This window comes from Pseudomonas sp. E315 (assembly GCF_055406205.1).
Genome location: NZ_JBUZPJ010000007.1, coordinates 18,412 through 33,220, shown reverse-complemented (window position 1 = coordinate 33,220; position 14,809 = coordinate 18,412). Strand labels below are relative to the sequence as shown.

The window sequence follows — 14,809 nt, the reverse complement described above, 5'->3', positions numbered from 1 at the left end:
TAGATCATTCACTGGTAAGGGCCGTCACCGGGTCAAGCCGGGCAGCTTTGCGGGCCGGCATGAAGCCGAAAATAACGCCGGTCACCAGTGCGCAACCAAAGGCGCCGAGCACTGCGGCCATTGAAAACGCCACTGACACGTCACATAACAACAGCACGCCGCCGACCAAAAAGGCCAGTGCGATACCTGCTACGCCCCCGACCACAGACAGCATCAAGGCTTCGGTCAGAAACTGGCGCAAGATGTCGCGTTGACGAGCGCCGGTGGCCATGCGAATACCAATTTCACGGGTTCGCTCGCGTACGGTCATGAGCATGATGTTCATCACGCCGATTCCGCCCACCAACAAGGAAATAGCGGCAATTGAGCCCAGCATCAACGACAGGGTGTTTTGGGTTTTCGCTTCTGCCTGAATCATGGCGGCGTTGTTGGTGATTTCGAAATCACGGTTACCGTTGTGAAGTTTGAGCATCAGTTGTTCGATGGCTTTTTCAGTCTGCTGAACCTTGCGTGCATCCGCTGCGGCAATTACCACGTATTCCGGGTTATGAGAGCCAAACAGGCGCACGCTGGCGGCGGAGTAGGGCACAACGATGCGTGTGTCGCTGTCTGAATCGCCCGAGCTGGCGCCTTTTTCAGCCAGCACTCCGACCACGCGAAAGGGGACGTTTTCTAGCAGGATGTATTGGCCAATCGGGTCGGGAACATCCTTGAGCACTTTGTCACGGACCTTTTTGCCAATGACCGCCACCGCCGCAGCGGCGTCTTCGTCAGCTTGCGTGAAAAAGCTGCCTTGCACGACGGGCCAGTTGAAAATGGCCGAGAAGTCGATGCCATTCCCCCCGGTGTACATCGTGTGATCGACGTTGCCGTAGCGCACCCCGATCTCGGCGCCATTGATCGGCATGATCATTTTCACTTGGGGCAAGGTCGACAGCGCGGCCACGTCGTTAAGCGTGACCACGCCCAGCGGCGCGCGTGGGCGCGGTGAGCTGCCACTCAGGTAAATAATGTTCGAGCCAAATGCACCCATTTCGGCTATGACTCGTTGTTTGCTGCCTTCGCCAACGGCCAGCATCACCACCACAGACGCTACACCGATGACGATGCCAAGCAAGGTCAGGGCGGTGCGAAACCGGTTGATCCACATCACTCTCCATGCGGCGTGTACGGCATCCACCAGTTCGCCTTTCCAGGCGCCGCGAGCTTCGCTGCCTTCGTTCAGGCGTTGGCGCAGGTCGATAGCCTGCAAGGTTTTTGGGTTGTTGCAGGGACGTGCTGTAACGGCTTCATTGGCGCTGTCGCTGATGACTTCACCGTCGCGCACTTCAATGATGCGTTTGGCCCGTGCCGCCACTTCGCGGTCGTGGGTAATCAGGATCACAACATGGCCCTGACTGGCCAGTTCATCGAGCAGCGTCATGACCTCGGCGCCGCTGTGGCTGTCCAGTGCGCCGGTTGGTTCGTCGGCCAGAATGATGTGCCCGCCGTTCATCAAGGCCCGGGCAATCGACACGCGTTGTTGTTGACCTCCCGACAATTGGTGCGGGCGATTAGCCGTGCGTTCTGCCAAGCCCAATCGGTCAAGCAGGGCGCGGGCGCGGGCGTGGCGTTCGGCGGCGGGCATGCCGGCATAAATCGCGGGTATTTCGACGTTTTCCTGAGCCGAAGCCGAGGGGATCAAGTGATAACCCTGAAACACGAAACCAAAGGCTTCGCGCCGTAACCACGCAAGCTCGTCGGTATCAAACCCGGCGACGTCTTGGCCGGCAAACAGATAGCGGCCTGAGGTGGGGCGATCAAGGCAGCCGAGTATGTTCATCAGCGTCGATTTGCCTGAGCCTGAAGCACCGACGATCGCCACGAATTCCCCGGCATGAATCGACAGGCTAACGCCTTTGAGTACGTGTACTTCGGGCGTGTCGATGCCGCCGTAGACCTTGCGAATGTCTTGCAGGTCGATCAAGGGAGTGGGCATTTAGCCTCCGCTGCCGGTGGCCGGGCCGATCAGCAAATGATCCCCCTCGTTCAGGCCGTCGAGCACTTGTACCCGGAGTCGATCACTGATGCCGGTGCGGATATCTCGGGGCTCGACCTTGCCGTTTTTGGTGACCACGTGAGCGGTTTGGCGGTCACCGGCGGTGCTGCCTTGCAACGCCACAATGGGGGCCAGCAACACGTCATTGGCTTGGTTGGCGACGAAAAACACTTGAGTGGTCATTTCGGGCATCAAGGCTTGATCCGTGTTGTCGACGTCGAGCAATACGGTGTAAAGCACCACCCGTGCGCTGCCGCTTTTGCCGGAGCTGGCTGGGCTGCCGCCGCCTTGGCTGGCTTCATTGAGGGGTTTGGGCGGCACCGGCAAAATCTGGCGCACGGTGCTGTTCCAGCGCCTGTTACCACCACTTAAGGTCGTGAAATACGCCTGCATCCCGCGTTTGACGTAGCCGATGTCGGCTTCCGAGACCTCAGCCCAAACGGTCATGGGCGAAAGTTTGGCGATGCGCAAAATCAGTGGCGTTTGTTGTTGTGCGTTGAGGGTCTGGCCTTCGCGCGCATCCAGTGCCACCACAGTGCCTGCCATGGGCGCATAAATGCGGGTGTAACCCAGCTCGGCTTCGTCGCTGCGCAAGCTGGCCTGAGCTTGACGGATTTGGGCCTGGAACATGTGTGTACGCGCTTGGGTAGTGCGTACCTCTGCCAAGGCTATTTGTATGTCTTCTTCGCGTGTGGCGCCGCCTTTGGCAAGGTTTTGCTGGCGCAGGTATTTTTGCTTGGCCAAATCGTGCAGGGCCCGCTGCTCTTGCAGCTGGGCCTTGAGGTTTTCAATGGCGTAGCGGCTGGCGTCGAGCTTGGCGGTTTGTGTAGAAGGGTCGATTTCAACCAGCAGTTGGCCTTCTTTAACGCTATCGCCCGGCTGTACATGGATTTTATGAATTTGCCCCGAGGCTTGTGCGCCCACGTCGACATATTGGCGCGGCTGCAACGTGCCCAGGGCCGTGACACTGCTTTCTATGTCGCCACGGGTGACAAGTACGGTGTCATACGCTTCGCGGCCGGGCGTCAGAAACGGCCACGCCACAATTGCGGCGATGATCAGAAGACACAAGGTGATGAGTAACGCACGGCGGGTCTGTCGAGGGCGTTTCATGCAGGGTTCCGGCCAATAGGAGTCGGCCCGTCTTCGTACCGCCGGTCTGATGGACCCGATAGCGAACGCTGTCGACAAAGCAACAGACACGGGGAGCTGTTGAGTAAACGAAGGGTTTGGTCAGGAATTTAGGCGGTTGTTTGTTCATATGTTGCTGAGTATTTCAAGACTGTTTTAGCCTTGCCACTTTAAATCTATATGAGAATTACTATAAATTACGCGGGTAATAGTGCCATCATCATGCCGCTACTTAATCTGGCCTGTTTCAGCGCTCATGGAATGTTGCCGCCTTTATTGCGGTCAGGAGTCATGTTGGAAAACTACTATCGCGAGCTGGTGAGCTTTTTGAGCGCCAGATTGGGCAATGCCCAGGCTGCCGAAGATGTGGTGCATGACGCCTACGTTCGAGTGCTGGAGCGCTCCAGTGATGAGCCGATTGAACAGCCTCGGGCGTTTTTATATCGCACAGCCCTCAACCTGGTGATCGATGGTCATCGGCGCAATGCCTTGCGTCAGGTTGAACCTTTGGAAGTGCTCGACACCGAAGAGCGGTTTTTCAGCCCCTCGCCTCAAGTCTCGATGGACCACGGTCAACGGCTTGAAATGATCCAGCGCGCGCTGGCCGAATTGCCCGCCAACTGCCGCGAAAGTTTTTTGCTACGCAAGCTCGAAGGCTTGTCCCATGCTGAAATTGCCGAGCGCCTCGGGGTGTCGCGCAGCGTGGTGGAGAAGCACATTGTCAACGCCATGAAACATTGCCGAATTCGTATTCGGCAGTGGGACAACGCCTAAATTTTATTTCCGTGTTCTCGTTCCTACTCAACAGACGACTTGCTGATCGGCCACGACCAGTCAGGTTACGGGCTTTTTCTTCCCTCTGTTGAGGGCACACCCAGAGGACACTGGAAATGACACAGGCAATCGCTTCGGCCGTCGTTCATGATCTGATCGGCATCGGTTTCGGGCCTTCCAATCTGGCTCTGGCCATCGCCCTGGAAGAACGCGGGCAGGTTCAAGGGCCATTGGATGCGCTGTTTTTAGACAAGCAGTCAGACTACCGCTGGCACGGCAACACCCTGGTGACACAGAGTGAGTTACAGATTTCTTTCCTTAAGGATCTGGTCACGTTGCGTAACCCGACAAGCCCGTATTCTTTCGTCAATTACCTCAAAGCCCACGGCCGTTTGGTGGATTTCATCAACCTTGGAACCTTTTATCCTTGCCGCATGGAGTTCAATGACTACTTGCGCTGGGTTGCGTCGCACTTTGAAGCGCAAAGCCGATATGGCGAAGAGGTGCTGGCCATCGAGCCCGTGATGCACCAGCAGCAAGTGGAAGCGCTACGGGTCATCTCTCGTGATGCTCAAGGTCAGCAGTTGGTACGGACGGCCCGTTCAGTGGTGGTGAGCGCGGGCGGTACGCCGCGTATTCCGGCGGCTTTCAAGGCGCTCAAGGATGACAGCCGGGTATTCCACCATTCGCAGTATCTGGAGCGTATGGCCAAGCAGCCGTGTGTCAGCGGTCAGCCGATGCGCATTGCAATCATTGGCGGTGGGCAGAGCGCGGCGGAGGCGTTTATCGACTTGAACGACAGCTTCCCTTCGGCGCAAGTGGATTTGATTTTGCGTGGTTCGGCGCTTAAGCCCGCCGATGACAGCCCGTTCGTCAATGAGGTGTTCGCCCCGCAATTCACCGATTTAGTGTTTCAGCAGAACACGGCCGAGCGCGAGCGGCTGATTAACGAGTATCAGAGCACTAACTATTCGGTGGTAGATATTGACCTGATCGAGCGTATTTACGGGACTTTTTATCGTCAGAAAGTATCCGGCATTGCTCGTCACGCCTTTCGCAGCCTGACCCACATTGAGAGCGCTGAGCCAGATGAGCAGGGCATCAAGCTGGTGTTACGCAACACGGCCGATGGCCAGTTGAGCGAGCAGCACTACGATGCGGTGATTTTGGCCACCGGTTACGAGCGACAAATGCACCGCCACTTGCTGGCGCCTTTGGCTGAGTACTTGGGTGATTTTGAAGTGGGCCGCGATTACCGCATTGCCACAGACGCACGTTGTAAGGCCGGGATCTACATGCAGGGTTTCTGTCAGGCCAGTCATGGTTTGAGTGACACGCTGCTGTCGGTGCTGCCGATACGCGCTGAAGAAATTTCAGCGTCGCTGTATGCCCACGATAAAACTCGTAACCAACACGCCACTGCGGCTGAGCGTTTGCTCGCGACGGCCAGCTGACACCTCCTCATTTGCCCACGAATGTTGCTTTGAGTGACATTCGCGGGCTGAAACTGAACCCTTCCTGAAGATCCATTTGATTCACCCAGCGTAAGTCTTTCTACGGTTTACTCTCTAAAACGTCGGGCGTAAGCTGCCGGCGTTTTCATCAATAGCGGAGTCCCTCAGTGGGTACCAGTTTGAGCGACAGTAGTCGGCCGGTTCTGAACACCGGCACATTCTCGGCAAGCTAACGCGCAGTTTTCCCTGTCGTTTTCTTGCTGACCAGCGAGAAGCGGCGTCCCGATCAGGCCACCTTCGGTCTGAGCACTCAGCCCTCTCATCGACACTGATGCGTGTGTGATCCCGGCCATTTGCGTCGGATTGCAGCACGACGCATGCGTATGCCTTGCCTTTGTGGCCAATGGCTTGCGCTCGCCTGTACCAGCTACGGGCTCCGCTGACGTAGCACGTTAGGGGAATCACTATGGGCAACATTGTTATGCACATTCGTCGTCGCCAACATCGGCCAGCCTTGCCGGGCCGAGTGCGTTCACGTCATTGACGGCGGGCATCAGGCCCGCTCACGAGATAACACGCCATGAATGATTGTTCGAGACTAAGGCCGCCTGTGTAGCCCCTTTTACGGGGTGAGCGCAGGCGGCGCAGGAGTAGCACCATGAAACTCACCCTGAAAGAATTTTTTGCAGGCTTTGTGCGCACTCGCCACTTTGGCCGGCACTTCCGGCGCCTGGCTTTGCTGGACAGCCTGACTAACACCACGGTTAGTCGTGAGGTACCGCCTACGCTGGCACAAACTTTGGTGGTGGCCGCCAATACCGACAGCGCCGAACTGATCGATCACTTGGGTACTCACACCGATGGTCTGAGCGAGGCCGAAGCTCACGCACTGCGTCAGCAACACGGGCTTAACGAGGTTGAGCACGAGCAACCGCTTAGTCGCTGGGTGCATCTGTGGCACTGCTATAAAAACCCGTTCAACTTACTGCTGACCTTGCTTGCGGCGGTGTCACTGGCCACCGATGACGTTCAAGCTGCGGTGGTGATTGGCACCATGGTGGTGTTGTCGACGGTGCTGCGGTTTTGGCAAGAGGCCAAGTCCAACAAGGCTGCCGATGCGCTTAAGGCGATGGTCAGCAATACCGCGACTGTCATGCGTCGCGACTTTAGTGCTGATGCGGCGCCAGTTTTCGGCAAGTTCTATGGCGCTTCGTTGCAGATCAAAGGCGCTCAGCGCATCGAGTTGCCGATCAAGCAACTGGTGCCGGGGGATTTGATCGTGTTGTCGGCGGGGGACATGATCCCGGCTGATTGCCGGGTGCTCAGTGCGAAAGACTTGTTTGTCAGCCAAGCGGCGATGACGGGCGAGTCAATGCCCGTCGAGAAGTTTGCGCGTCAGTCTGACAGCCAGACCAGCAACCCGCTGGAGTTGGAGAACATCCTGTTTATGGGCACTAATGTGGTGTCTGGCGCTGCGTCTGCGGTGGTGTTGACCACAGGCAATAACACTTATTTCGGGGCGTTGGCACAACGTGTCGGGGCGACGGATCGTGGCCCAACCTCATTTCAAACCGGGGTTAATAAAGTCAGCTGGTTGTTGATTCGCTTCATGTTTGTGATGGCGCCGTTGGTGTTGTTCATCAACGGTTTTACCAAGGGCGACTGGACCGAAGCGTTGCTGTTTGCGCTGTCGGTGGCCGTGGGCTTGACCCCAGAAATGCTGCCGATGATTGTGACTTCGACCTTGGCCAAGGGCGCAGTGTTTTTATCGCGTAAAAAAGTCATCGTTAAGCGCTTGGACGCCATCCAAAACTTCGGTGCAATGGATGTGCTGTGCACGGATAAAACCGGCACTTTGACTCAGGACAAAATCTTTCTGGCCCGACATGTCGATGTGTGGGGGCAAGAGTCTGACGATGTGCTGGAAATGGCTTACCTCAACAGTTATTACCAGACCGGGTTGAAGAACCTGCTGGACGTGGCGGTGCTGGAGCATGTTGAAGTTCACCGCGAATTGAACGTGGGCACGGCCTTCAACAAGGTGGATGAAATACCGTTCGACTTTACTCGTCGGCGTATGTCGGTGGTGGTGGCAGAACAGGATCAGCCGCACCTGCTGATTTGCAAAGGCGCTGTCGAAGAAGTGTTGTCGGTCTGTAAGACCGTTCGTCACGGTGATTGCGACGAAGCATTGAATGATGAGTTGCTTGCGCGCATTCGTCAGGTAACGGCGGCGTTTAACGAAGAAGGCCTACGCGTTGTGGGGGTAGCGGCACGTTCTATGGCTGCGGGGCGCGACACATACAGCGTGGCTGATGAGCAGGCAATGACCCTGATTGGCTATGTGGCGTTTCTTGATCCGCCCAAAGAAAGCACTGCGCCCGCCCTCAAAGCGTTGGCGGAACATGGCGTGGCAGTCAAAGTGCTGACGGGCGACAACGAGTTGGTGACGGCCAAAATTTGCCGAGAAGTGGGCCTGGAGCAACAAGGCTTACTGATGGGCAATGACATCGAGCGTATGAGCGACGCGCAGCTGGCACTGGCAGTTGAAACCACCAATGTGTTTGCCAAGCTCACGCCGACCCACAAGGAACGTATCGTACGTTTGCTTAAGGCTAATGGCCATGTGGTGGGCTTTATGGGCGACGGGATCAACGACGCTCCCGCTCTGCGCACAGCTGATATCGGTATTTCGGTCGACAGCGCAGTGGACATTGCCAAAGAAGCCGCTGACATCATCCTGCTGGAAAAAAGCCTGATGGTGCTGGAGGAGGGGGTGCTGGAGGGGCGCAGAACCTTCGCCAACATGCTCAAGTACATCAAAATGACCGCCAGTTCCAACTTCGGAAATGTGTTTTCGGTGCTGGTGGCCAGTGCGTTTATCCCGTTTCTGCCCATGTTGCCGATGCACCTGCTGGTTCAGAACTTGCTGTACGACGTGTCTCAGATTGCCATTCCGTTTGATAACGTCGATGAAGAGCTGCTGAAAAAACCACAGCGCTGGCAGCCTGCGGACGTAGGACGCTTCATGCTGTTCTTTGGGCCAATCAGCTCAATCTTCGACATTCTGACGTTTTGCCTGATGTGGTACGTGTTTCAAGCCAACACGCCGGAAAACCAGACTCTGTTTCAGTCAGGCTGGTTCGTGGTCGGGCTGCTGACGCAAACCCTGATCGTGCACATGATCCGCACGCCAAAAATACCGTTCTTGCAGAGCCGCGCTGCCATGCCGCTGATGGTGATGACCGGAGTGATTATGGCGGTGGGTATTTTTCTACCGATGGGGCCGTTGGCCAGCTACTTTAAATTGCAGGCGCTACCGTCCATGTACTTTGTGTTCCTGCCGATGATTCTGTTGGCCTACATGGCGCTGACTCAGGCCGTGAAAGGGTTTTACATTCGTAAGTTCGGTTGGCAGTAAATCGGTAACGGCTTTATGCCAGCTTCTACGGGTGGCGACTATCAAGGAGTGATGTATGCAAGCAATCGACAACATCAACCTGGCTTCGCTGGTCGACACCCTGGTCAGCCTTGGCTCTGCATTTATCTTGGGTGGGCTGATTGGCTTTGAACGTCAATATCGCCAGCGCACCGCAGGTTTACGCACCAACGTATTGGTGGCGGTGGGCGCGGCAATTTTTGTCGATATGGCCAGTCGTTTGGGCGGATCGGAGGGTGCCGTGCGGGTGGTGGCGTATGTGGTGTCGGGCATTGGTTTTTTAGGCGCCGGGGTCATCATGCGCGAAGAGGGGAATGTTCGCGGGCTTAACACCGCGGCAACGTTGTGGGCTTCAGCCGCAGTGGGGGCGTGTGCCGGGGCCGATCTGATCCTTGAGGCGTTGCTCGGCACGTTGTTTGTGTTGGCGGCAAACACCCTGCTCAGGCCTATCGTTAATAACATCAATCGCCAGCCGTTGGATGTGATTTCAACGGAGGTGACGTACATGGTTTACGTTATTGCCCGTCGTCACCAGCAAAAGGCTGTACTGGCGCTGCTGGAAGCTGAACTGGAACGCAGTAACTACCCGGCAAGTGACTTGGATGTACATGCCTTTGGTCAGGATGAGGTCGAAATTGAGGGCACCTTGATGGCAACGTCAGTGGACGGCGATGAGCTGGACGCTCTGATTGCGCGCATCTCTACATCAACCTTGGTACTCCAGGCTTTTTGGAGTCCAAGCACCACCGAGTAAAGCGAGGAGAGCTAACCACTTGTCATGGTTGGGAAAAAACCTACAAGACAAGTGGGTGCCCCCCTTCATCCCTTGACCGAAAAATTGGTGATTATCTGCCGCTTGATTTTCTTCAGGTGTCGGTCTGTCGCACTCAAATTGTTTACTGCGTGAACATGAAAAAGATAAAAACCTTCCTATACTTTATTTATCACTCATACGCATAGCTATTTGGAATATTGCCAGCGAGATCTATTCACAAAAATATTTTTGGCGCGTTTAACGTGGCGACGCTATTGGCTAATAGTAGGTATGTAAATGTATAGAGTTTTGATTGTTGATGACCACTCACTTATTCGCTCAGCAATGGCGATGATGCTGAGTGGCCAAAGTTTCAAGGTGGTGGGAGAAGCCAAAGATGGTGTTGAAGCGGTTCAGATGGCGCGTGACTACGCTGCCGATCTGATTATTCTGGATATCAGCATGCCAGGGCTGGACGGGCTTGAAGTCATCAGCCGCATTAGAGGTTCGGGCGTGACCAGCCGTATTTTGATACTGACGTCGCTGCCCGCTCTGTTTTATTCGCAACGCTGCATGAAGGCCGGGGCCGATGGATTTGTCACCAAATCCCAAGACCTCAATGAGTTGCTCAGAGCAATCAAGGCCATCATGAGCGGCTATATGTTTTTTCCAAACCTTAAAATAAGCTCTGTGCGTAACAGCGACTCAACACTGTCTGAGGCCGAAATGATTCAACGCCTCTCCGACCGTGAGTTAACTATTTTGCAGCAACTTGCCCGAGGCCTGAGTAATAAACAAATCGCAGAAGACATGATGTTGAGCAGTAAGACAATCAGCACTTATAAGGCGCGGTTGATCGAAAAGCTAAATATGAAGTCTGTGGTCTATCTGGCCGATTTTGCCAAACGTAATCAGCTGATTTAAATGAAAAGCTTGTGGTGGTTAAGCCTTATCGCAGTGTTAGGGTTTGATCCGGTTCTGCACGCCTGGGCAGAGCCAAAAGTGCAGAACATGCGGCTATTGGGCCGATCGAATGTTGATGCGTACCAAGTGAAACTTGAGCAAGCGGATTGGCAGTGGCTCAAGCAAAAGGGCACGTTGAATCTCGGTATTTCTGCACCCGATTACCCCCCGTTTGATATGACGGCCAATGGGCAGGATTTCGAAGGATTGACTGCCGATTACGTGCAACTGTTATCACAGTTATTGCAGGTCAATATTTCGGTTAAACGCTATGCGTCCAGGCCTCTGGCACTGGAAGCACTTAAGCGTGGCGAGCTGGATGTGTTGAGCAGCGCCAACGGCTTTGAAGCTCAGGACCGCAAATTGGGATTGAGCCTCGCCTATGCCGATGACTCCCCCACACTCGTCACCCGCAGCAGCGACCCGCAAACTTTGCCGATGGATTTGGCAGGCAAGCGCTTGGCGATCCTCGATCATTATTTGCCGCCGGACAAAGTCGCAGCGTTTTACCCCAAGGCGATGGTGCAACTGTACCCCTCAACTCTGGCAGCGATAGGCGCAGTGGCATTCGGGCAGGCCGATGTTTACCTTGGGGACTTCATCAGCGCCAATTATCTGATCAACAAGAACTACCTCAATAATGTTCAATTGGGCGATTTTTCACGTATTGAGGCCAGCCCCTTTTCTTTTGCCCTCAAACGTGAAAACACTCGATTGCTGCGTCTGGTTAACGTGGCGTTGACCGCTATCCCGCCCAGCGATCGTATGACGATTGTGCGTCGCTGGAGTACGGAGGGGCCGCAGGTCAGTAGCCAATCACAGCTTGATCTGACGTCGAGTGAACAGCGATGGCTGGATGAACACCCGCGCTTGAAAGTGGCAATCAATGATCAGTATTTGCCGTTATCGTTTTTTGATGAGCAGGGTGTGTTTAAAGGAGTGAGTGCCGACGTGCTGTCGAAAATCAGTGCCCGTACCGGCATTGAGTTCGAAACCGTTAAAGGCCAGTCAGTTGAGAACTTGATACAACTGGTTAACTCCGGTGAGGCCGATCTGATAGGCGCCTTTACGCCCAGCAGCGATCGCGAAAGCCTCCTGCGCTTTACCCGACCGTATCTGACAACGCCTTTCGTGTTGATTACGCGCATTGGGGCCAAAAGCCCAAGCACCCTGGATGAAATGGCCTACCGGCGTTTGGTTCTGGTGAAGGGCAATGTGTTGCGTGAGTTTTTGTCGCATCACTATCCGCGTATTCAGTTGCTGGAGGTCGACAATGCTGCTGAGGCCATGAACATGGTTGCGCAGGGCAAGGCTGATGCGGCAATCAATGCGCTGATCAGTGCGCGTTATGTGATCTCGCGAAGGTTTAGTCAGCAGCTACACATCACCAGTACCGTCGGCACGCAGCCGGCTCAGATTGGTTTTGCCACTGCGCACGGGGCCTCTGAGTTGAATGCGATTCTGGATAAAGCACTGTTGAGCATTGCCCCAGAAGAAATGAGTGTGCTGACCAATCGCTGGCGTAGCGACACGTTGGAGGGCGAGAGTTATTGGTTACGCAATCGCGCAGCGATTATTCAGGGATTTTCGATTGCGGCGGCCCTTTTATTGGTGGCGTTGGGCTGGATTGCCTACTTGCGTCGCACGATAGCCCGACGCCAGCAGTTGATGGAGCAATTGCAAGTCGCCAAGCAGGATGCTGATGAGGCCAATCGGGCTAAGACCACCTTTTTGGCCACCATGAGCCATGAAATCCGCACGCCGATGAACGCGGTGATTGGCATGCTTGAGCTGGCGCTGAAAAAGGCGGATCAAGGCGTCATGGATCGCTTTGCCATCGAGGTGGCTTCCGGGGCAGCCCACGAATTGCTTGATTTGATTGGCGATATTTTGGACATCGCACGCATTGAGTCCGGGCATCTCTCGTTAAATCCTGTACGCGCTAATGTGCAGGCGCTGGTAGAGGCGGTAGTGAGAATGTTTGATGGGCTGGCACGCCAGAAACATCTGAGTCTGATGTGTGAACTGGCGCCGCAAGCTGCAGTCACAGATGTGCTGATTGACCCTTTGCGGTTTAAACAGATCGTTTCGAACCTGCTGAGTAACGCCATCAAGTTTACGGATGAAGGGCAGGTGCGGTTGATCTTGAACCTTATGCCTGGCCATGACCCACAGCATGTGTCGATCTGTTTGCGGGTTGAGGACACGGGGATCGGTATTTCTCAAGATGACCAACAGCGTTTGTTCAACCCTTTCGCCCAAGCCAGTAATAACGCTCAATCGGCCCGTAGCGGTTCAGGGCTTGGGTTGGTGATTAGCCGAACGCTGTGCGAAATGATGGGGGGCTCGTTGCAATTGAGCAGTGTTGCCGGGGTGGGTACGCAGGTTGAGATTTTGCTGGAGGTGCTGAGGCTTGAACAGCAGCAACCCACTGCTGTTGTGGCGCCTGAATTGATCGCTACGCGCTCGTTGAACATTTTGGTGGTGGATGATTACCCGGCTAATCGGATGTTGTTGTCTCAGCAGTTGAATTTTTTGGGGCATCGCGTGATTGATGCCGAAAACGGAGCGCTGGGTTTGGCTGAATGGTGCAATGCAGCTTTCGATGTGGTGATGACCGACTGCAACATGCCCGTGATGAATGGCTACGAGCTAACCCGTGCCATTCGTGCGCAAGAGCAGGCGTTGTTGCTTGAGCCTTGCTTGATTTTTGGCGTAACCGCCAATGCGCAACCTGAGGAAATTGAACGTTGTCACGAGGCGGGCATGGACGATTGTCTGTTCAAGCCCATCAGTCTTAAGGACTTGAGCGCTTGTTTGGCGAGTACTGCGCTGGAGGTGAATGCGCCGGTTTTGGCTAAAGGCGAAATTGATTTGAGTTACTTCAAACAGTTGAGCCAAGGCAATGACAGGTTGGTTGATGAGTTGTTGGTTACCTTGGCCCGCAGTAACCGTCAGGATCAGGCGCGTTTGGTTGAGATGTTCCTGAATAACGATCGAGCAGGATTGATGGCGCTGGCTCATGGCGTTAAAGGCGGGGCCAGACTGATCGGCGCGCAAGGGTTAGTCGTATGTTGCGAACAATTGGAGGCAGCTTGCCAATCGAATGAGGCGCAGTTGCTCATAGAACGCGTGGATGCCCTGCATCTGAGTATGGAAAACCTTGGCGCCTCACTGGAGCAATACGAACGCCCCCGTGAGTCGTTTTAACACCACAACCAAGGGGCTTGAAAACCTCTTGAAAATCCCTATTTGGTGCAGTGTTGTCGAGGTGTACTGCCTTGATGGTTAACGAAATACTGTTGATCAAGGTTTAACTCAAATGCCAACTAAATCATTACGAATACTCATTGCCGATACCGATGCTCATCGGGCGCTAAAAGTCGAAAGAGTGTTGAACGATTTTGGCTATTACCGCGTCGCGCCTTTGTATAGCCGCGAAGCGCTCGCTGGGTTGCGTGATGCTCAGGACCATGACTTTGACTTGCTGTTGATCAATCAGGACATGGCCGGCGGCGCGATTGTTGATGTGGCTGAATACCGCAAGGACAACCCGCAGTTCAAGCACGTCCTGATTTATGCCGATACCCACACGCTGGCCCTGCAAGTCGGCGAATTGATGCGGGCGATTGATCCGTCCTTGCACGCCGGTAGTTGAGGCTGTCATAAATAGCCACTCCTGATCAGCGTTGTTGAGGATTACGTGCAATGTCGGATGTTGTGGTGGTGCAAGCAGACTATACAAACCCGGTCCACGCTCAGGCCGTCAGAGACGTGTTGAATCACTACGCCAAAGACCCGATGGGCGGCGGCCAGGCGTTGTCAGAAGACGTGTTGGAGCGGTTGCCGGCTGAACTGGCAAAACGCGCTCACGCGTTCAGCGTGCTGGCTTTTGTGAAGGGCGAAGCGGCAGGACTGGTGAATTGTTTTGAAGGGTTCTCGACTTTTGCGGGCAAGCCTTTGGTCAATGTGCACGATGTGTCTGTCGTGGATACGTTTCGTGGTTTGGGGTTGAGCCAAAAGATGCTGCTTAAAGTGGAAGACATTGCCCGTGAGCGCGGTTGCTGCAAGATCACCCTTGAAGTGTTGGAGGGCAATGACGTGGCTCAAGGCTCATATCGCAAGTTCGGGTTCAGCGATGGGCAACTTGATCCGGCTTATGGCCGCATGTTGTTTTGGAATAAATACCTGTAAGTGCTGCCACAGGCTGCAAAGGGTGGGTAATCGCGTGCCCTTTGCAGCCTGTGGCAGCGGTG

Annotated in this window: 10 protein-coding genes; 8 read left to right on the top strand and 2 right to left on the bottom strand. The window is 54.8% G+C overall.

Translation table 11 applies throughout. The annotated features are described in order from the left end of the window. Window positions 1-4: 4 nt before the first annotated feature. Both ACZRJQ_RS11760 and ACZRJQ_RS11755 read right to left on the bottom strand, forming a co-directional pair. Complete coding sequence (locus ACZRJQ_RS11760) at window positions 5-1,978, bottom strand: MacB family efflux pump subunit (protein WP_463978529.1); 1,974 nt, start codon at window positions 1,976-1,978, stop codon at window positions 5-7. After that, on the bottom strand, window positions 1,979-3,151 hold the full coding sequence (locus tag ACZRJQ_RS11755) for an efflux RND transporter periplasmic adaptor subunit (protein WP_463978528.1): 1,173 nt from the start codon (window positions 3,149-3,151) through the stop codon (window positions 1,979-1,981). Between the two features lie 309 nt (window positions 3,152-3,460). Between ACZRJQ_RS11755 and ACZRJQ_RS11750 the strand changes: the two genes are divergently transcribed. From ACZRJQ_RS11750 to ACZRJQ_RS11715, 8 genes are all read left to right on the top strand, one after another. Continuing rightward, window positions 3,461-3,943 carry a sigma-70 family RNA polymerase sigma factor gene (locus tag ACZRJQ_RS11750; RefSeq protein WP_463978527.1) on the top strand — a complete coding sequence of 161 codons (483 nt, stop codon included), beginning with the start codon at window positions 3,461-3,463 and terminating at the stop codon, window positions 3,941-3,943. Between the two features lie 116 nt (window positions 3,944-4,059). Next, window positions 4,060-5,397, top strand: a complete 1,338-nt coding sequence (locus tag ACZRJQ_RS11745) for a lysine N(6)-hydroxylase/L-ornithine N(5)-oxygenase family protein (protein ID WP_463978526.1) — start codon at window positions 4,060-4,062, stop codon at window positions 5,395-5,397. Window positions 5,398-6,055: 658 nt separating this feature from the next. Continuing rightward, window positions 6,056-8,818: a magnesium-translocating P-type ATPase gene (gene mgtA, locus ACZRJQ_RS11740; protein WP_463978525.1), complete on the top strand. Its 2,763-nt coding sequence runs from the start codon at window positions 6,056-6,058 to the stop codon at window positions 8,816-8,818. A 55-nt stretch (window positions 8,819-8,873) separates the two neighbouring features. Continuing rightward, window positions 8,874-9,590, top strand: coding sequence for an MgtC/SapB family protein (locus ACZRJQ_RS11735; protein ID WP_463978524.1), 717 nt, complete (start codon window positions 8,874-8,876; stop codon window positions 9,588-9,590). Window positions 9,591-9,887: 297 nt separating this feature from the next. Next, complete coding sequence (locus tag ACZRJQ_RS11730) at window positions 9,888-10,514, top strand: response regulator (RefSeq protein WP_463978523.1); 627 nt, start codon at window positions 9,888-9,890, stop codon at window positions 10,512-10,514. Further along, entirely contained in the window at window positions 10,515-13,763 is a 3,249-nt protein-coding gene (locus ACZRJQ_RS11725; protein WP_463978522.1) for a transporter substrate-binding domain-containing protein, read from the top strand. It abuts the gene before it with no gap. A 112-nt stretch (window positions 13,764-13,875) separates the two neighbouring features. After that, complete coding sequence (locus ACZRJQ_RS11720; protein WP_463978521.1) at window positions 13,876-14,211, top strand: ANTAR domain-containing protein; 336 nt, start codon at window positions 13,876-13,878, stop codon at window positions 14,209-14,211. 50 nt (window positions 14,212-14,261) lie between these two features. After that, window positions 14,262-14,747: an N-acetyltransferase family protein gene (locus ACZRJQ_RS11715; RefSeq protein ID WP_463978520.1), complete on the top strand. Its 486-nt coding sequence runs from the start codon at window positions 14,262-14,264 to the stop codon at window positions 14,745-14,747. The last annotated feature ends 62 nt before the right edge of the window (window positions 14,748-14,809 follow it).

Excerpts from the sequence above, each read along its gene's own strand:
- ACZRJQ_RS11760 (WP_463978529.1), bottom strand. The coding sequence starts at position 1,978 with ATGCCCACTCCCTTGATCGACCTGCAAGACATTCGCAAGGTCTACGGC.
- ACZRJQ_RS11755 (WP_463978528.1), bottom strand. The coding sequence starts at position 3,151 with ATGAAACGCCCTCGACAGACCCGCCGTGCGTTACTCATCACCTTGTGT.
- ACZRJQ_RS11750 (WP_463978527.1), top strand. The coding sequence starts at position 3,461 with ATGTTGGAAAACTACTATCGCGAGCTGGTGAGCTTTTTGAGCGCCAGA.
- ACZRJQ_RS11745 (WP_463978526.1), top strand. The coding sequence starts at position 4,060 with ATGACACAGGCAATCGCTTCGGCCGTCGTTCATGATCTGATCGGCATC.
- mgtA (WP_463978525.1), top strand. The coding sequence starts at position 6,056 with ATGAAACTCACCCTGAAAGAATTTTTTGCAGGCTTTGTGCGCACTCGC.
- ACZRJQ_RS11735 (WP_463978524.1), top strand. The coding sequence starts at position 8,874 with ATGCAAGCAATCGACAACATCAACCTGGCTTCGCTGGTCGACACCCTG.
- ACZRJQ_RS11730 (WP_463978523.1), top strand. The coding sequence starts at position 9,888 with ATGTATAGAGTTTTGATTGTTGATGACCACTCACTTATTCGCTCAGCA.
- ACZRJQ_RS11725 (WP_463978522.1), top strand. The coding sequence starts at position 10,515 with ATGAAAAGCTTGTGGTGGTTAAGCCTTATCGCAGTGTTAGGGTTTGAT.
- ACZRJQ_RS11720 (WP_463978521.1), top strand. The coding sequence starts at position 13,876 with ATGCCAACTAAATCATTACGAATACTCATTGCCGATACCGATGCTCAT.
- ACZRJQ_RS11715 (WP_463978520.1), top strand. The coding sequence starts at position 14,262 with ATGTCGGATGTTGTGGTGGTGCAAGCAGACTATACAAACCCGGTCCAC.